9 protein-coding genes are annotated in these 18,756 nt (G+C 63.0%); 3 read left to right on the plus strand and 6 right to left on the minus strand.

All coding sequences use genetic code 11. The features are described from left to right. Entirely contained in the window at nt 1–828 is an 828-nt protein-coding gene (locus ACFSOZ_RS08565; protein WP_379095963.1) for a hypothetical protein, read from the minus strand. Between the two features lie 620 nt (nt 829–1,448). Further along, the gene (locus ACFSOZ_RS08570) at nt 1,449–2,435 is read right to left on the minus strand and encodes a methyltransferase (RefSeq protein ID WP_379095966.1); all 987 of its coding nucleotides are present in this window, start codon (nt 2,433–2,435) and stop codon (nt 1,449–1,451) included. Between the two features lie 367 nt (nt 2,436–2,802). Between ACFSOZ_RS08570 and ACFSOZ_RS08575 the strand changes: the two genes are divergently transcribed. Beyond that, nucleotides 2,803–4,488, plus strand: a complete 1,686-nt coding sequence (locus ACFSOZ_RS08575; RefSeq protein ID WP_379095969.1) for a tetratricopeptide repeat protein — start codon at nt 2,803–2,805, stop codon at nt 4,486–4,488. 4 nt (nt 4,489–4,492) lie between these two features. Here ACFSOZ_RS08575 and ACFSOZ_RS08580 read toward each other — a convergent pair whose 3' ends face one another. Continuing rightward, entirely contained in the window at nt 4,493–5,179 is a 687-nt protein-coding gene (locus ACFSOZ_RS08580; protein WP_379095971.1) for a D-lyxose/D-mannose family sugar isomerase, read from the minus strand. Nucleotides 5,180–5,369: 190 nt separating this feature from the next. Between ACFSOZ_RS08580 and ACFSOZ_RS08585 the strand changes: the two genes are divergently transcribed. Both ACFSOZ_RS08585 and ACFSOZ_RS08590 read left to right on the plus strand, forming a co-directional pair. Then, nucleotides 5,370–6,428 (plus strand): D-TA family PLP-dependent enzyme, encoded by a 1,059-nt coding sequence (locus ACFSOZ_RS08585; protein ID WP_379095974.1) that lies wholly within the window; start codon nt 5,370–5,372, stop codon nt 6,426–6,428. Nucleotides 6,429–6,472: 44 nt separating this feature from the next. Beyond that, on the plus strand, nt 6,473–6,718 hold the full coding sequence (locus ACFSOZ_RS08590) for a hypothetical protein (protein WP_379095977.1): 246 nt from the start codon (nt 6,473–6,475) through the stop codon (nt 6,716–6,718). A 54-nt stretch (nt 6,719–6,772) separates the two neighbouring features. Here ACFSOZ_RS08590 and ACFSOZ_RS08595 read toward each other — a convergent pair whose 3' ends face one another. The 3 genes from ACFSOZ_RS08595 to ACFSOZ_RS08605 form a co-directional block, all read right to left on the minus strand. Beyond that, entirely contained in the window at nt 6,773–7,531 is a 759-nt protein-coding gene (locus ACFSOZ_RS08595; protein ID WP_379095980.1) for a heme ABC transporter permease, read from the minus strand. A 107-nt stretch (nt 7,532–7,638) separates the two neighbouring features. Further along, entirely contained in the window at nt 7,639–9,420 is a 1,782-nt protein-coding gene (locus ACFSOZ_RS08600) for a glucan ABC transporter ATP-binding protein/ permease (RefSeq protein ID WP_379095983.1), read from the minus strand. 517 nt (nt 9,421–9,937) lie between these two features. Further along, nucleotides 9,938–18,517 carry a glycoside hydrolase family 94 protein gene (locus tag ACFSOZ_RS08605; protein ID WP_379095986.1) on the minus strand — a complete coding sequence of 2,860 codons (8,580 nt, stop codon included), beginning with the start codon at nt 18,515–18,517 and terminating at the stop codon, nt 9,938–9,940. Nucleotides 18,518–18,756: the final 239 nt, after the last annotated feature.

Genomic DNA, 18,756 nt, shown 5'->3' on the forward strand with positions numbered 1-18,756 from the left:
TCATACGAGTGGAGCTAGCCGCCTCATGAATGCACGGCACGCCTCGAATACCTCGGTAGCCTCCTCCACCGTATATTTTTGCATCGGATGCATGGTGGTATTTCGCCAGACCTCTTTGACATGAAAGAGAAGGCTCATCGCCGAATCCCACGCATCCTTCGCGTCGTCGTCCGGCATGCCTTCAATCTTCCCACGACAGTTCGCTATGATCTTGCCCCAGACCAGGGGCTTTCCATCCTTGTCCCGAACGGTTGCCGACAGCTTCTCTCCCAACGCGGTGAGGGCGAGATCCATTGCTCTCATGAGGTGGAATACGGTCGCGGTCCCGCGCTCGAACGAAAGCGTCTTGGCAGCTTCCTCAAGGTCATACTCAACATTGGGAAACGCAGCCGCAACTTCCGGGCCGAATCCATGCACGGCGTTAGTAAGATAGTCCGACTGCTTTCCGGACATGCAATAGATTTTGCGGTCCTCCAGCTCATCAAAAAGACGTTCGCGAAAATCCTCTATCTGCTGAGATATGAACCTCGCATAGACATCCGTTGGCACTGCAACCGCCGATGTCAGCGACCTGTCTACGTACGAAAGTTTCTTTGCTGATTGGCGAAGGTCAAGCCGTTCAAGTTCCGGGGCAAGCTGCCCGATCCAGAATCGTAAACCCATATCCGCCGATTTGTCGCTGAACTGCGACGGGTCGTTTTTTGCGACCTCCATGTTTTCTCGAAGTCGATGTACGCCCTTCACAAGAAGGTTGGTATCTATCTGAAGCATTTCCAACAAGCTCCACAGCTTGCCGGGTGCGAAAGCTCCATCCCGGTCAGAGCGCATTCATAGCACTCCCGGCTTGGGTACGCAAAGTATAACATGCTGATTATATTCCTGATCTCGATGGCGTCGGCAAGGGCTGTTCATTCGATGGCACGGGACCGGTAAAGCCCCCTGAAAGGATGATGACCACCGCACTTAGCCTTAATTGAGTGACGGCTGATGTTGGATGTAAATTCACTAGCGCGGGACCTCCCGCAGTGGCCGGTGCAAGCTTTGAATCCGGCACCCGCCGTCGACTGCGGATGTACCAGCGACGGCGGGAGCAGGCGTTGGCCCTTATTCTTCCCGAAAATCCTGCACCAACGCATGGCGTAGCTTGGGCTCGCCGCGCAGGAGCTTCACGCGCGCCTATGGGTTTGAGCAATCCTTCGTCATAACGTTGAAAAGCAGCAAGCACGCCACCATCGACACGACCCCGCCTAACAAGTCGTCCCCCCGTCAGGCCGAAAAGATAGACCGTCTCAAACGCCAATACTGCCATTGCTGTGCCCATGATGGATTCGAAAATCGCCAACATCTAGAACCCGTTAGAGAGCCCTAATGTTCCGCTCTAGACTCTCGCCCGCAACGGCGGGGCGCCTCGGAGGGCCTTGCGTCCGAAACCAACCGTTCAGCCACGATCAGCCTTTGAGGCGCGCACGAAACAAGGTGCAGCCGTCCGTCAGGCGCGACCTGGAGATATCCCGGAATCCAGCCTCGGTCATCCACGCGCGATACTGACCTTCAGTGTACGATTCGCCGTGGCGATAGAGGTTCAAGAAGGTGAGATTCAGGAAGACACCCTCAGACGGGCCGAGGCGGTCGTCATCGACGACACCCCACCCCGCAATTGCGATCTCGCCTCCGGGTGTGAGGCAACGCGCCGCGTTCAGGATCGAACTGCGCGCCTGGTCCGGCGGAAGGACCTGGACGACGGCCTTCAGGATCGCCAGATCGTGCCGATTTTTCGATGGCGCGACAGTTATGTCCCCCTCTTCGACAACCACGTCGTCGGCACCGTATTCTGACAGGATATCCGGCGCGACCGCTGCGACCGTTGGGAGTTCCATCAGCGTCGCCGCAATCTGCGGCCGCCGCTCGCGAAGTCCGACGAGAATGGTCCCGGCGCCCCCGCCGATGTCGATCACCGAACCGATCGCCGAGAGGTCCATCTCCCGGGCCAGATGTCGGCCGAAAATCACCCCGCCCGGTGCGAGCATGCGGCTGAAGGCCGCCGCGGCCTCGGGCCCCGCTTCGGAAAAATCGTGCAGCGCAGCCGGCCGGTTCTGCCGCAGCGACTCTGCGGTCAGCAGGTCGGCTCCCCAGAGCTCGCGCAGGAGCGCATGGTCGCCGCCGCGATAGGTCGGCTTGGACGCGTCGAGGAAAGCCGACGCTTCGGCTCCGTTTCGAAATTGACCATCCTTGACTTCAAGGAGACCAATGCTGGCGAGCGCGTAGAGGAGGCGCGACAGGCGATCGGGCTCGACTTTGAGCGCGGCCCCTAGGCCGTCAGCGGTCACGGCGCTGTCACCGAGCCGGGTGAAGATGCCAAGGTCCAGCCCGGCGCGAAGCGCCAAGGCAGGGGGCACCGCTTTGATCAGCTTGTCGATCCGATCAGAATCCACCACTTCACATCCCTTCCGCGATCCAGGACCGACTTTGAAGCAGCTCGGAAGATCGGATTCGACCGGGGTGGCGCTTTCCTCACCTCTGAGGCATCGTGGCTCGTCTATCACGGCTGGCTGATGTTGACGAGGTCGCTGCAAGCCAGCGAAGTCTTATGCAACATGCTCGTTAGACAGGACGTCGACGCCAGCGAAAACGGCATCCCTTACGATCATGTTCAATGTTGTTATGTGCATCGCCTCATCCCTCTCAAACTGCAGCAATCGCAGTCGTGGTGTTTGCCATGCCAACAGATTTCGGCACACATTGATGCTGAAGGAATCTGGCCAGAGCCTGGCTCACAGCCGACAGCAATTTGAATGAGATTACATGGACCACTTCAACCTCGGCACCTATCGCCGCCCTATCTCAACCCGCTCTGCAGAAACGCAGCGCTGGTTCGATATCGGCCTGAACTGGTGCTACGGCTTCAACCATGAAGAAGGCATCAAGTGTTTCGAGAAGGCACTCGAAACGGATCCCGACTGCCCGATGGTGCATTGGGGCATCGCCTATGCCGCCGGGCCTTTTTACAATCTGACCTGGAAGGAGCATGGCGAGGCCGAGGCGAACAGCGCGACGAAGCGTTGCTTCGAGCATGTCCGGCTGGCGCGTGCCAATGCGGCTGGCGGCAGCAAGGTCGAAAGGCGATTGATCGAGGCACTCGCCAGCCGCTTCCAGAAGCCGCACCGGGTGACGCCTCAGGAATTCGAGCAGTGGGATGACGCCTACGCCGCCGCGATGCGGCTGGTCTACCAGGACTTTCCCGACGACCATGATGTGATGGCGCTGCTGGTCGAGGCGCTGATGATGCGCACCGTGCGGCGTCTGTGGAACCTCAAGACCGGTGCGCCGGCGCCGAACTCGGATGTCGTCGAGGCGCTCGCGGTTTGCGAGCGGTCGATCCGGCTTGCCGACGAGGCCGGTATTGCGCAGCATCCGGCGATCGTTCACCTGCACATCCATCTGCTGGAAATGTCCACCATGCCGGAACGCGGCATGCGCTCGGCGGACCTGCTCGGCGAAATGTGCCCCGATGCCGGGCACATGAACCACATGCCGGGGCACATCTATGTGCTGTGCGGCGACTATGAGAAGGCCAGGCTCGCCAGCGAGAAGGCGGTGCGCGCCAACGACCTCTATCTCGCCTATGCCGACAAGCCGACCTACTATCTGCTCGGCTGCTGCCACGATTTGCACCTGATGATGTTCACCTGCATGTTCCTCGGCCAGTCCAGGCCGGCCCTGTGGGCGGCCGACAAGGTGCGCAGCCTGGTGACGCGCGACGTGGTCAGCCTTCCCGACCGGCCCAAGCTCACCCAGACGGTGGAGGGCTACCACGCCATGAAATCACATGTGTTGGTGCGCTTCGGCCGCTGGCAGGAGATCATTGACGAGCCGGAGACCGAAGAGCCCGGCCTCTATGTGCTGACGGCGGCCATGCAGCACTACGCCAAGGCTGTGGCGCATGCGACGCTGAGGAATTTTGTCGAGGCGGAGCGCGAACGCGAGCGGTTCCACCGGCATCTGGAAGGCATTCCAGCCGAGCGGCGCTTCCTCAGCAACCCGACCCGCGCCTCGCTTGGCGTCGGCGCGGCCCTCCTCGATGGCGAGCTTGCCTATCACCAGAGACGGCATGAGGAGGCGTATGGCCATCTGCGGCAAGCGGTCGAGCTTGACGACAATCTGTCCTACACCGAGCCGTGGGCATGGATGCACCCGCCGCGCCATGCGCTGGCAGCACTGCTTCTGGACCAGGGCCACGCGCAAGAGGCCGAACAGGTCTATCGCGACGATCTGGGCTTGAGCGGCAAGGTGCAGCGCTGCGCCCAGCACCCGAACAATGTCTGGGCGCTGCACGGGCTGGTGGAGTGCCTGAAACGGCGCGGCGAAACCGAAGAACTGCCGGCGCTGCAGGCAAGCCTCGCCACTGTACTGGCCAAGGCAGATGTGCCGATCACCTCGTCCTGCCTGTGCAGGACGAGCGTGCAATTAGCACCAGACTGCTGTCATTGAGACCCTACCCCAGCCACTTCTCATAGTCGGACACCAGCAGGTGCACCGGGGCGACATCCTCGTCGATGTTGGAAAAACGGCCGATCTGTTCGCGAAACACATTGTCGGTGAGATCGTCGTTGACGGTCGACACCTCGCCGATCAGCACATCCTTGCCCTCGGCCCAGAAGGCATGCCAGACGCCGGGCAGCAGCGTGACGCTCTGGCCCGGGTCGAGCTTCAGGAGCCCGCCCGCCGGCAGCCTGTGGATGGTTCCGTCGACAGGCACCGATACCTCGGCCTTGGGATCGATGCCACCGTCGCGGTCGTGCATGAACAGTTCCAGCACCAGCTTGCCGCCACCGCGGTTGATGATGTCCTCGGCCTTGATGTTGTGGCGATGCATCGGCGACAGCTGGTCCTTGCGGGAGATCATGATCTTCTCGGCATAGAGCATGCCCATGCCCTTCTTCATGTCTTCGTAGCGGCCGTTGCGAACGGTGAACAGGAACAGGCCGAGTTCGTCGAACTTCTCCTGGCCGTAATCGGTGATGTCCCAGCCGAGCCGCGAGGTGAACACGGCCGAGGAGTCGACCTGGCGCGCCTTCGCCTCTTGCGGCGACCAATAGGCGAAGGGCGGCATGATGTAGCCGAACGAACGGATGAAAGCGTCGGCTTCGCGGATGATATCGTTGATGGCGGAGCGTTTCATGATCATGGTCCTTCGTGTCGATTTTTCCGACAAATCGCATAGCCGAACGCCGATGCGGTGTCGATCCATCTTGCCGCCAGGCCCTGCCTCGGGCTTTGCCTGCATGGACCACAGATCGGGTTTGCTGGCCGCGTGACATCGCGTGCTTTCAGGGTCATAAACCCTGCGGATTTCCATGGGGTGACAGACGATGCCGACCATCCACGACCTCGATACGCCATCGATCCTGATCGACGCCGCGCGAGCCGAAGCCAACATTGCCCGCGCCCAGGCCCATGCCGACAGGAACGGGCTGAAGCTGCGGCCGCATATCAAGACCCACAAATTGCCCTATTGGGCGAAGAAGCAGGTGGCGGCCGGCGCCGTCGGCATCACCTGCCAGAAGATCGGTGAGGCCGAGGTGATGGCCGACGCTGGCCTTGCCGATATTTTTCTCCCCTACAACATCCTCGGGCGCGCCAAGCTGGAGCGGCTTCTGGCGCTGCATCGCCGTGTCACCCTGTCGGTGACGGCAGACAGCATGGAGACCATCGAAGGGCTGGCCGCCACCTTCACCGATGCCGGCCATCCTCTGCCGGTGCTGGTCGAATGCGACACCGGCATGGGCCGCTGCGGGGTACAGACGGCGGGTGAAGCGGTTGCGCTGGCACGACAGATCGACGCGGCCGGCGGCCTCGCTTTCGGCGGGCTGATGACCTACCCGGCCGCCGGCCGCGCGGCGGAGGCCGAAGCCTGGCTCGCCGACGCCAGGCAGACGCTGGCCGCCTCGGGCCTCGCCTGCGAACGCATCTCCAGCGGCGGCACGCCGGACATGTGGCGATCCAGCGAGGCATCGGTCGTCACCGAATATCGCCCGGGCACCTACATCTATCTCGACCGCTACCAGGTCGCCAAAGGCGTCGGCAGCCTCGACGATTGCGCGCTGACGGTGCTGTCGACGGTGGTCAGCCATCCGACAGCGACACGCGCCATCCTCGACGCCGGCAGCAAGGCGCTATCCAGCGACACGCTGGGGCTCGCCGATTTCGGCGAGTTGCTCGGCGTTTCGGGAGCGCGGGTGACGGGCCTGAGCGAGGAGCACGGCAACGTCACGCTATCGGGCGATGGCAAGCTGCGGATCGGCGAACGCGTCCGCGTCGTACCCGATCATTGCTGCGTCGTCACGAACCTCTTCAACGAGGTCAATCTGATCGACGGCGACAATGTGCTGGAAACGCTGCCGGTGGCAGCGCGCGGACGGATGGGATGAGTAATTTTACGATCCATTGGGATTATGGAATTGATGACATCAGAATGGCTGAGCTTCTTCAGAAAGAATGGTGTGGCGACGCCTACGTCGTTTGCAAAGGTCGCATTTACAGATTCGAGTTCATTTCGAAGAATCGCTTGGAACAAGAAGCGTCTGCCGCCATACTTGAATTTGGATACTATGAAATAGACAAAGATACCTTTGTAATAGACGATTTCTCTTATGACGAAATCATAAAGACCCTCGCCAAATTGGAGGCATCTGGGTACTTCGACAGGGCGATCAATTGACAAATTGCTCGCTGCACAGGCGGAGCAAGCACATTCTTGATACGATAGATGTCGTTATTGCCGCTCGGCCTGTCGTGCCGCCACACGCCGCATTGCGATAACCCGGCGGCGGCGAATTTCCGTGCGCATCGCCATCAGGTGCAAAGCGAAGAACAGCACCGTGAAGCCGACGGCCATGACCAGCAGCGGCCACAGCAGGCTGGGATCGATGGTCGGTCCGCCGAGCCTGAACACCGAGGCCGGCTGGTGCAGCGTGTTCCACCAGTCGACCGAGAATTTGATGATCGGGATGTTGATGAAGCCGACCAGCGTGATGATGGCGGCGGCCCAGGCGGCGCGGCTGGCATCGTCGAGCGCGCGGGTCAGCGCGATGATGCCGAGATACATCAGGAACAGCACGAAGACCGAGGTCAGCCGCGCATCCCAGACCCACCAGGTGCCCCACATCGGCTTGCCCCAGATCGAGCCGGTGATCAGCGCCAGCGCCGTGAAAACAGCACCTATGGGGGCCGCCGATTTCAGCGCGACATCGGCCAGCGGATGCCGCCAGACCAGCGTGCCGAGCGCCGAGATCGCCATCAGCGTGTAGCACATCATGGCGAGCCAGGCGAAAGGCACGTGGATGTACATGATGCGAACGGTGATGCCTTGCTGGAAATCCTCAGGCGCGGCGAAGCTCATATAAAGCCCGACGGCAAGAATAAGTACGGCAATGGACGCCAACCATGGCACGACCCTGTCCGCCAGCCAGACGAAGCGCGTCGGGTTGGCAAGATCCAGCCAGCCGGTCAGGCGTGAAGTCGTGTCGCTCATGCGGCTCTACATAGACCGCCGGCGCGTTTGGGGCAATCGAGCGGTGGTGTCGCAGGCGAGACAGCGTCTTGCCTTCTCCCCTTGTGGGAGAAGGCAGAGCTACCTGCTCAGGCGGCTGCTTCCTGCTGTTGCTGCACGCTGCGGCTGAGGCGGCGAACCTCCTCGTCGTTGAGCAGGCCGCCGGCGCGCAGCAAGCTGGCGAAGCGGCCGTTGCGCAGCGACAGTTCGGCGAAGCCACCCATTTCGACCACCCTGCCCTTGTCCATGAACACGACCAGATCGGCGTCGCGAACGGTGGTCAGGCGGTGGGCGATGATGAAGGTGGTGCGGTCGCGCCGCAATTCGTCGATCGCGTCCTTGACGCGGTCTTCGGTCTCGACGTCGAGCGCGCTGGTCGCCTCGTCGAGCACGAGGATCGGGGCATCCTTCAGCACGGCGCGGGCAATAGCGATGCGCTGACGCTCGCCACCCGACAGCTGGCCGCCACGTTCGCCGACCACCGTGTCATAGCCATTGCTCTTGGCCAGGATGAAGTCCTGCGCGGCAGCCGCGTTGGCGGCGGCATGGATTTCATCATTGGTCGCCTCGGCGCGGCCGACACGGATGTTGTCCTCGATCGAGCGGTTGAGCAGGCCGGCATCCTGGAACACGGTGGCGATCGAATGGCGCAGCGACTTGCGGGTCACGCTGCGGGTGTCGACGCCGTCGATCAGGATACGGCCATGGGACGGCGAGAAGACGCGCTGCAGCAGATTGATGAGCGTGGTCTTGCCGGCGCCGGTCGGTCCGACGATGGCAACGGTCTGACCGGCCTGGACTTCGAACGACACGTCGTCGATGCCCTGGCCCGAATTGGCGAATTCGAAGCCGACATTCTCGAAGCGGACATGACCGGTGATGTTGGCGAGATCGCGCAGTCCATCCGGCTCGGCGGCATCGGCCGCGGAGTCCTCGAGTTGGTAGAAATCTTCAAGCTTGGCGCGCGCCTCGGAAATCTGGTTAGCGAAAGCCGACATCTGGTCGAGGCGAGCAATCAGCATCGTGGCAAAACCTGTGAAGGCAATGACATCGCCGATGCCCAACTGACCATGAGTCACGAGATAGGCGCCGATCGACAACACGATCAGCATCGAGATTGCCGATGACAGACGGTGCAAGGCATTGGCCAGCGCCCACCAGTCGAGCACAGGGTTCTGCGCGTCGAGCAGGTTCTTGACGTAGCGGCGCAGAGTATCAGCCTCGTGACCGAGGCGATTGTAGCTCTGCAGCACGGCAACGTTGGAGACCGAGTCGGTCACATGCGCGAACACCTTGTGGTAGTGCCGCTCGACCGCGGCCTGGCCCGCCTTGGTGCGGCGCATTACCATCCGACCGATGCCGACATAGAGCAGTCCGAGGCCAAGCAGCACCAGCGACATGCGCAGGTCCATGCTGATCGCGGTTGGGACCAGCAATACGAGGGCGACAGCCGTGGACAGATGCTGGCGCATGAATTCAAGCCAAAGGCTGAACAGGGTTTCGACGGCGCGCAGCATCGTGTGCAACGCATTGGAGGTGCCGTGCTGATGGTGCCAGGCGAGCGGCATGGTGATGACGCGCTCGAAGGACTGGCACAGAACTTCGCTGCGCCGCGCATGGGCAAAGCGGTCAGCGCCGCGCGCCACCATGACGAAGGCAACGATGTTGAAGGCGCCGAGACCAGCCCACATGACCAGCGTGGTGAAGACAGAGCCGCGCTCGGAGATGGCGCCGATGACGCGACCGAACATGATCGGCTCGAGAAGCGCCACGATGGCAAGGGCTACGTTGGCCGAACAGATCAACGCGACGCGTTTCCTGTCCGCGGCCAGATAACCGAGCGCTCGCCAGTAGATTTGCAGAAGGGTCACCCCAGTTACTCCGCCATGCTGTTTATTGTGCACTGCATCATTTGACTCGTACCGGTTGATACGTCGCAAAACAATGGCCGTGTACCTCTTCAGTTCCCTCAGAGCGAACAAAAGATGGCGACGTTCCGAAATCTGCCGTGATCATCTAACGGTTTGAGAAGACAGGTAAAATGTCAGGCATGCGGCGAAATCATGGCAGCTGGAACGCGCTGCCACAATTTTAATCAGCAACAATGTCGGGCGGATGACCGAGGCTCAAATCGCCTTCTGCGTAGTATAGAGCGAAACTAAGCGGCCTTGGGCGCGCGCCAAGGCAACGGGATGCCAAGCCTCGCCGCTTGGGGCGGTTCATACGGTACGGATCAAGCCTTTGATTTTATAGGCATCTCAGCGACACGCCCTTCGGCCAGGCCGATGGCAACGCTGGACGGCATGGCGCCTTTCATCCAGCCGTGGTTCCGAAAACCGCGCCCTCCCCCGGGCTCGAGCCCGAGGGAATGCTGCCGGGCGACTTGCCTCAGGCAGGGATCCTGATGACGATTTCGGCAACCTCGCCGCTCTTCAGTTCGACGGTCGAGCCCTTGGTCTTTGCCCCATTCAGCTCCAGCGAAACCGCCTTGGCCTTATTGTCGCGGGTGACACGAACCCTGAGTTCCGCCCCCAGCATCTTGAGGATTGCCGAGTACCCGTCCCAATGGCTGGGGAGCCTCGGATTGAACTGAACGCGCTTGCCGCGCCGCTCGATGCCCAGGATACCTTCGACCGCCGCCCTGTAGAGCCAGCCGGCCGAGCCGGTGTACCAGGTCCAGCCGCCACGGCCGCCCTTGTCGTCCCCGGCATAGATATCGGCCGCCACCACATAGGGCTCGACGCGATAGTGCTCGGCCGAGGCCTCGTCGGTCGCGTGGTTGACCGGGTTCAGCATCGAAAAACAGCGATAGGCCTCGTCGGTCCGCCCCATCTCGGCAAGCGCGATGACGAACCATGTGGCGGCATGGGTGTACTGGCCGCCATTTTCGCGAACACCGGGCGGATAGCTCTTAATATAGCCGGGGTCCTTGTCAGTCTTCGAGAAAGGCGGCGTGAACAGCTTGACGATCTTGAGCTTGTCGTCGACCAGCAGTTTGGTCGCCTGCTCCATCGCCGTCGTCGACCGTGCCGGATCGCCCTCGCCCGAAAGCACGCTCCATGACTGGGCGATCGAGTCGATCTTGCACTCTTCCGAGTTGTGCGACCCCAGTGGCGTGCCGTCGTCGAAGCTGCCGCGCCGGTACCATTCGCCGTCCCATGCCGTGCTTTCAAGCGCCCGCTTCAGCGCATCGGCATGCTTTGCCCAGGCTTGCGCGCGCTTGGCATCGCCTTCGGTCTTGGCAACGGCGCCAAAGTCGCCCAGCGTCTTCAGCAGGAACCAGCCGAGCCAGACGCTCTCGCCCTTGCCGTGCTCGCCGACGCGGTTCATGCCGTCGTTCCAGTCGCCGCCGAGGATCAGTGGCAGCCCGGCGGGACTGCTGCGCTTGATGGCAAGGTCGAGCGCCCGCGCGCAATGGTCGTAGAGCGACGCCGTCTTCTTCGAAATTTCCGGGGTGAAGAATGCATCGTGCTCACCCTCGCCCAGCGCCTGCCCATCGATGAAGGGCAGGTGCTCCTTCAGGATGGTGGCATCGCCGGTGACCAGCAGGTAGCGCGCCGTGGCATGGGCCAGCCAGACCACGTCGTCGGAGATCATGGTGCGCACGCCGGCCCCGGTTCGCGGCAGCCACCAATGCTGCACATCGCCTTCGGGGAACTGCCGCCGCGCCGCGTTGAGGATCTGGTCGCGTGCCAGTTGCGGGTCATGCGCCAGCAATGCCAGCGTGTCCTGCAACTGGTCGCGGAAGCCGAACGCACCGCTTGCCTGGTAGAAGGCCGAGCGGGCGCGGATACGGCAGGCCAGGCTCTGATAGGGCAGCCAGTGATTGACCATGGCGTCGAGCGCCTTGTCCGGCGTCTCGATCTGGATGGTGTCGAGGAAACCACGCCATTCGCGCTCGTTGTCGGCCAGCCGCTGGTCGAAATCCCTAGCCCGGTGTTCCTGCACCAGGGCGCTGGCCTCCTCGACGGACTCGGCATCACCAAGCAGCCAGAGCAGCGTCACGTCGCCACCGGCCGGGATCTCGATGTCGCGGGCGAGCGCCGCGCAAGGATCGTCGCCGGCCTCGACACGGCCCGACAACGCCGCGCCGCTCAGCACCGCCTGTGGAAGCTCGCTGGAGCCATGCCGGCCGAGGAACTCCGAGCGGTCGGTCGTCACCGAATGTACGCCGCCATCGGTGGCAAGGAATGCCACCCGCTCGCTGAAATCGAGCCCGTAGGGGTTTTGCGCCAGCAACGCACCGGTGGCGGCGTCCCGCGACGGGACGATGCTTGCCGCCGTGCGCGACCGATGCCCGCCGAGCACCCATTCGGCATAGGCATAGACCCGCAGCCGCGCCGGCACCGAGCCGGAATTCTGGATGCGCAGCCGCGAGATCTTCACCGGGTCGACCGGGTCGACGACATGGGTGAGGTCCATCGACAACGGCCCGCGCTTCGAGCGGAAGGTCGAGAAGCCCTGACCGTGCCAGGCCTCGTAGGTCATCGAGGGATCGCGTACCACGGCGGCGAGCGGAGAGAACGCCTTGCCGCTGGCCTGATCGTAGATGTAGAGGCCCTCGCCCGGCCGGTTCGAGACCGGGTCGTTCGACCACGGCGTCAGCTGGTAGTCGCGGCTGTTGCGGCTCCAGGTGAAGGCAGCACCCTCGGCAGAGGTGTGGAAGCCGAACGAAGCATTGGAGACGACGTTGATCCACGGCTGTGGCGTGGTGCGCCGGCCAGCCAGGCGCACGACATAGTGCCGCCCGTCGCCGTCGAAACCGCCAAAGCCGTTCCACTGGCCAAGCCCGGCGCCATCGGCGCTGACATTCGCCACCGCTTGCGAGGCATGCGCCATGGGCGCCAGCGAGGGCAATTCGCGCGGAACCAATGCTGCCGGCTGCAGCGCGTCGCGCGCCTGCAGGGCCGCCGCCTCGGCTCGTTCGATCTGGTCGAAGATGGTGCCGTTGCGCGTGTGCAGGACCACCCTGGCGACAGCGAGCAGCGTCTTGTAGGTGGTCTCGTCCATCAGGTCGCGGCGCACCGCGAAAATGTGCTGGCGGGGCCCGAGTTCCTTGCCGCGCAAGCGGCTGTTTTCGCATAGCGTCTCGACCGCCCGCTGCAGGTCCTGGACATAGGAGGACGCCTGCTCGTTGACGACGACGAAGTCGATCATCATGCCGCGGGTGCGCATGTACTCCTGGAAACGCAGCGCCTGGGCGACGATTTCGAGATCGGCAACGTCGCCGATCCTGACCAGGAAGATCGGGAAATCGCCCGAAATGCTGGTCGGCCACAGGCTTGACTGCTTGCCCAGCCCCGAGGCGATGGATTCGGCGGGAAGACGCAGGAACGGATCGGGATAGATCAGGTAGCGGGCCAGTTTCTGCACATTGGCGGCGTCGGTCAGGCTGAGGCCCATATGGCGGGTCTGCACCTGGCTGCGCGTCCAGGCGAGCATGGCCTGGCGGGCAAAACTCTCCGGATGGTCGAGCCGGGCGACGGCTTCGTCCAGTTCCGTGCGGCTGGCGCCGACGACCGTCCAGAAGGTCAGCGATATCTTCTTGTTGGCGGGCACGCGCACCTGGCGGCGCAGCGCGGCGACGGGATCGAGTGTGAAGCCCGAATGGCCGCCTAGCCTGGCGCCAGGATCGAAAGCGGCCGCGTCGACGATGGTGCGGCCACGGCCGATGAAGGCGCGCCGGTCGGTCTCGGCTTCGGCATCGCGCGCGGATCCGGACGGGTCGGTGACGAAATGCACCATGGCGATATCGGGCTCGCTGGTCTCCCGCTTGCGCCGCGTGGCGAAGATCTGCGCGTTGTTGGACGCGATTTCGGTTTCCACGAACATCTTCGAGAAGGCCGGATGCGCGTTGTCGGATGCCTCCAGGCCGAGCACAAGTTCGGCAAAGGAAGTCACTTCGATGTGACGGTCGGACGGCCCGTCATTGTAGAGCGTGACCCGGCGACCCTCGCCGTTGCCTTCCGAGATGACGATACATTCGACCTCGGAGCGCAACGTGCCCACCGATTTGACGAAGCTCGCCTTGTCGTCGGAGAACAAGGTCTGCGCCCTTTCCTCGGCCGCGCGCTTCGGCTCAGATGTCGCCGACCACCAGTCGCCGGTGCCGGCGTCGCGCAGGAAGATGTAGGAGCCGAGCCGATCTTCGGTCGGATCCGGCTGCCAGCGGGTGACGGAGAGATCGCCCCAGCGGCTGTAACCCGAGCCGGTCGCCGTAACCATCACCGAATAGCGGCCGTTGGACATCACGTTGGTCGAGCGCAGTGCCTGTACGGGGTTGAGCACGATGCGGGTGTCGGGGCTCTCGGCTTCGGTCTCGTCCTTGGCGCGTTCGTCGGCCTCGGTCCTGACGGTCGCGGTCGGGATGTCGCGCGGCGCCCTCTCCTGCAGCAGCAGTTCGGCCGATTCGATGACCGGATCGCTGTGGAAGCGGTCGCGCATGCGGCCTTCGAAGATGGCGTCGGCGACCGCCACGATCGACATGCCCGAATGGTGGGCCATGTAGTTCTGCACGACGACATGATCGGTGCCTTCCGGCACGCGCTGCGGCGTGAAGTCGACGGCATCGTAGTAACCGTGGCGGCCAAGCGCGCCGATCTCCCGCAGCCGGACGAGATTCTGCACGGCTTCGCGCGGGTTGAACTGTGCCGCGAGCACAGTGGCGTAGGGCGCGATCACTGTGTTCTGGCCAAGGCCGCGCTTCAGGCCGAGCCCGGGCACGCCGAAATTGGTGTACTGGTAGGTCAGTTCCCGGTCGCGGGCGTTGTAGGCCGCTTCCGAAATGCCCCACGGCACGTTCTTCTGTCGGCCGTACTGGATCTGGCGCTTGATGATCAGCTTGCTGGTCTGGTTGAGAATGCTGCCTTGCGCTTCCTTCATCACCAATGGCGGCATCAGATATTCGAACATCGAGCCGGACCAGGACATCAGCGCACCCTGGAAACCGATCTCGACGATCGGCCGGCCAAGCCGGAACCAGTGCTCGGTCGGCAGATCCCCCTTGGCAATGGCGAACAGGCTGGTCAGCCGCGCCTCGGACGCCAGCAGGTCGTAGCAGCTTTCATCGAGCTGGTGCTCCTCGACCCGGTAACCAATCGACAGCAGCTTGCGTTCGGGCCGCATCAGGAAGGAGAAATCCATCTCGAAGGCGAAGCGGCGCGTGCGCTCGCGCAAGGTCAGGAGCTTGGCGCGCAGCGCCTCGACGGCGTTGTCATCGCTGTGCGCGTCATGGACATGTGCCTCGCAGGTGGCCTCGAGCCTGGCCGCCCAGTCGACGATGACGTCGCTCTGCGGCGACGCGGCCTCGGTGTGGATGGCGGTGGCGAGCTTGCGGATCTCGCCGGCCAGCACGGCCAGATTGATGGTGCGGATCGACGCCATTTCCGGCTGCGCCTTGATGGTGTCGACCGCGCGCCGCATGCCGTCGAGACGATCGACGAGGCGCTGGCGCAATGGCCGCAGTTGGCGGCGGTCGTCGGGCAACTCGTCGAGGCTCTCGCTAAGGATGGTCACCGTGTCGAGAATGCCTTCGAAATCGCCCTGGAGATGGACGGAGGGCGCTTCCGCCCATTCGGCGCAAGCTGCCGCCACTGCCACCAGATGGCCGGCAAGATTGCCGCTGTCGACAGCCGAGATGTAGAGCGGATAGAGCGGCTTCAGCGTCGTCGTATCATACCAGTTGAAGAGGTGGCCGCGATCACGCGGCATGCCCTCGATGGTCGTCATGGTGGCGTCGATGCGGGTGATGGCGTCGGACAGGCTGATCCAGCCGAAGTCGCGTGCCGACACGACGGACAGCAGGTAGACGCCGATGTTGGTCGGCGAGGTGCGCGGCGCCACGACGGGCGCCGGGCTTTCCTGGAAATTGTCCGGCGGCAGATTGTGGTGTTCGGCCGTCACGAAGCTTTCGAAATAATGCCATGTGCGCCGCGCCACCGTGCGCAGTGCATGGATGTCGGCAGCCGAGATGCGCAGCCGGTCTTCGGTTTCGGCCGAGCGGCTGATCCAGGCGGCGATAGCCGGCGAAGCGATCCAAAACAGGGCGAAGAAGAAGGCGACGAAGGCGCCGGTGGAATCGGCCAGCACCGGAATGGCAAGGCCGACGAAGCCGATGATCACGGCGCCATACATCATGCCGTAATAGGAGCCGAGATCGTTGTCGCCGCTCTTGTGCGCCTGCGAGGCGGTGCGCCATTCCAGCAGGTTCTGGCGGCTGACGAACAGCCGGTAGAGCGTGCGGATGATGGCATCGCCCATCATCCAGGCGTTGTGCGCCATCAGCACGATCTTGAGCGCCACCATGGCGGTGCCGAAGGCAACGTCGCGCGCCAGGGCCGAGAAATGGCCGCGCGGCGTCTGGTCGCCGCTCTTGGGCAGGATGGCGTTGACGATGTCGAATGTCGGCGCCATGAACAGGCTGAGGATCAACAGGGCCTGCCACTGCGCGGCCTGGGTGAAGGGCAGCAGCGTCCAGCCGGCGATCGCGGCCATGACCCAGAAGATCGGCGTCAGCGAGCGACGCAGATTGTCGATCATCTTCCAGCGCGACAGAGCCGGCACGCCGGAGCGCGGATCGAGCATGAAGCCGAGAAGCTGCCAGTCGCCGCGTGCCCAACGATGGTGGCGCGAGGCGTCGACCGAGTAGCGGGTCGGATAGTCCTCGACCAGTTCGACGTCGGTGACCAGCGCCGAGCGCGCCAGCGAGCCTTCCAGCAAATCGTGGCTGAGGATGGTGTTTTCCTCGATGCGGCCCTGCAGCGCGGCCTCGAAAGCGTCGACATGATAGAGGCCCTTGCCGGTGAAGGACCCGTCGCCGAAGACGTCCTGATAGAGATCGGACACGGCAAAGACGTATGGGTCGAGGCCGCGATTGGCCGAGAAGACCCGCTGGAAGAACGACGCATCGTCGCCGCTGGTCAGCGACGCGGTGATGCGCGGCTGCAGGATCGCGTAGCCGGCCGTGACGACACGCCTGGTGGCATCGAAATGCGGACGGTTGAGCGGATGGCACAGCTTGCCGACCAGGGTCGCGACCGCGTCGCGGGTGGTGCGCGTGTCGGCATCGAGCGTCATCACATGGACGACGTTTTCCGGCAGCGGCACGTCGAGCGGCAGGAACGTGGTGTCGCTGTCGCCGCGCAGCAGAAGGTCGAGTTCGTGCAGCTTGCCGCGCTTGCGCTCCCAGCCCATCCAGGACCCTTGCGCCGCATTGAACAGCCGGCGCCGGTGCAGGATGTAGAAACGCGGCGCGCCTTCGGAGGGATAGCGGGCGTTGAGGCGAGCGATCTCGGCGCGGGCGAATTCGAGGATTTCGGTATCCGCTGCATCGATCTCGGTCTTGCTGTCGGGCCAGTCCGACAGCAGCGCAAAATGGATTTCATCCGCCGTGTTGGCGAGATGATGCACCTCGATATTGCGGATGTTTTCCTCGACGTCGTCGCGTGAGCCGATCAGCGACGGCACCACCACCAGCGTGCGCGCCTCCGGCGGCACGCCGTGCCTGTAATCATAGCCGACGAGGCGCGTCGGTTTCAGGAACAGCGATACGACAGTGTTGAAGAAGGCGAGCGCGCCCTCGCTGGCCGGCACGGCGAACAGCGCCAGCATCAAGACGATCGACGGCACCGACAGGCCAAGATTGGCGAGCGCGTTGCCGGAGAGGACGAGAAGCAGCGCCGTCAGCGCAAACACCGGTACGACGATGCCAAGCCATCCGGTCTTGCGGAAGGCACGCTTGACCGTCTGGCTGATGGTCGGCCGATAGCCGATCGATTTCTCCAGTTCCAGCCGGCGTGGGCCGACGAGAAAGAAACCGACATCGGTGTGCGCGGATGCAGCCGGAGCGGCATCGCCTTCATTGTCGCCAGAGGTGGTCTCGCTGGCGGCGGGGCCGGCCAGTTCGATGGCTCTCTCGGCGACGCGATATTCCGAAAGGTCGGAGCGACGCGCCAGTTCCTCGATCGCAGTCCGGTACTGGTCACGCGAGAAGAAGTCGAGCGCGGCGAAATCGGTGCGTTCGCGCAGCACGGTGTCGATGCGGCTGACGCCTTCGAACCACACCGTCCAGTCGACGTCGTTGATGAGGCGCAGGCCGCGGATGATGTTGCCGGTCGTCACATTGCCGCTGGACAGCGTGTGATGTTCGGAAATGATGATTTCCTCGGCGTCGGAGCCGGTTTTTTCGAGCTCGCCTTCGAGCCATTCCAAGGCCTTGCCGGCATTCTGCGATCCATCGCGCAAGCGGTAGAGCAGCTGGGTGGCAAAGGTGGTGTCCTGCGCGTGAGCGCTGAAGTTGGACAGGATAGCCTGCCGGTCCGGGCTGTCGTCGGTCGCCAGAACCTTGTCGGCAACATCGTTGGCGATCTGGCGCATCTGGCGGGTGCGGTTGACCCTGACCGCCAACCGGCGGAGATTTTCGATCAGGACGAAGCGCAGAAGTGACGGCAGCGCCCAGAGTTCGCCGATCTTCAGCGGCTCGAGCGACTGAAAGCCCTGGACGATGGACTTGAACATCGTCGCCGAGACGGAACTGTCCGAATGCGCCACATATGTCCAGGCCAGTGCCAGCGCGCGTGGCACGGTGCCGCCATCGGGCAGTTTCAGGATGGGCAACTGGCGGTAGAAGCGGCGCGGCAGATCGCGCTTGACCTGGAAAATGGTTTCTTCGACCAGATAATTGTTGTCGAGCAGCCACTGCGCCGCCGGCGTGATCGTCTCGCCCCTCGCCTGCGCGGCATTGGTCGAGCGGTAGACTTCCAAAATCTTCTTGGCGCTGTCGCGGATGCGGGCCTGAAAGTCGAACGGCGTGAGGCCGAACAAATCGGTGAGATCGCCCTTTGCCAGGCTTTCGCCAAGCAGGCGAAGACGCTCTTCGGGCAGGAAATTGGATCGAATCGGCTCTTCCGTGATGGCCGGGAAGCTCGCGCTTGTCTTCTCGATTTGGGCAGGGGTCGTCTGAATATTCATTGAAAATTCCGTATGCGGACACTGAGCGGCGTCACCGCCACGGCAATGGCCCTAAAACCGATTCAAATGCAATTGGTTGCATAATCCCACTTGCCGAAAGTTTGTTTCCGCACCACGACAGGGCGTCATCTCTCAGCAAAATTCAAAGACGAGCGCCCCTCTTCCCGTCAGGTCCGATCGACGGAGAGGATTCAGGCTTTTTCGTGGTGCCGCCAGCAGCTTACGCTATATTTCGCCGG

The sequence above is a fragment of the Mesorhizobium newzealandense genome, assembly GCF_042682145.1.
Classification (GTDB): domain Bacteria; phylum Pseudomonadota; class Alphaproteobacteria; order Rhizobiales; family Rhizobiaceae; genus Mesorhizobium; species Mesorhizobium newzealandense.

What these genes read in the sequence shown, in the direction of transcription:
- ACFSOZ_RS08565 (WP_379095963.1), bottom strand. Translation starts at nt 828, where the DNA reads ATGCGCTCTGACCGGGATGGAGCTTTCGCACCCGGCAAGCTGTGGAGC.
- ACFSOZ_RS08575 (WP_379095969.1), top strand. Translation starts at nt 2,803, where the DNA reads ATGGACCACTTCAACCTCGGCACCTATCGCCGCCCTATCTCAACCCGC.
- ACFSOZ_RS08580 (WP_379095971.1), bottom strand. Translation starts at nt 5,179, where the DNA reads ATGAAACGCTCCGCCATCAACGATATCATCCGCGAAGCCGACGCTTTC.
- ACFSOZ_RS08585 (WP_379095974.1), top strand. Translation starts at nt 5,370, where the DNA reads ATGCCGACCATCCACGACCTCGATACGCCATCGATCCTGATCGACGCC.
- ACFSOZ_RS08590 (WP_379095977.1), top strand. Translation starts at nt 6,473, where the DNA reads ATGGCTGAGCTTCTTCAGAAAGAATGGTGTGGCGACGCCTACGTCGTT.
- ACFSOZ_RS08595 (WP_379095980.1), bottom strand. Translation starts at nt 7,531, where the DNA reads ATGAGCGACACGACTTCACGCCTGACCGGCTGGCTGGATCTTGCCAAC.
- ACFSOZ_RS08605 (WP_379095986.1), bottom strand. Translation starts at nt 18,517, where the DNA reads ATGAATATTCAGACGACCCCTGCCCAAATCGAGAAGACAAGCGCGAGC.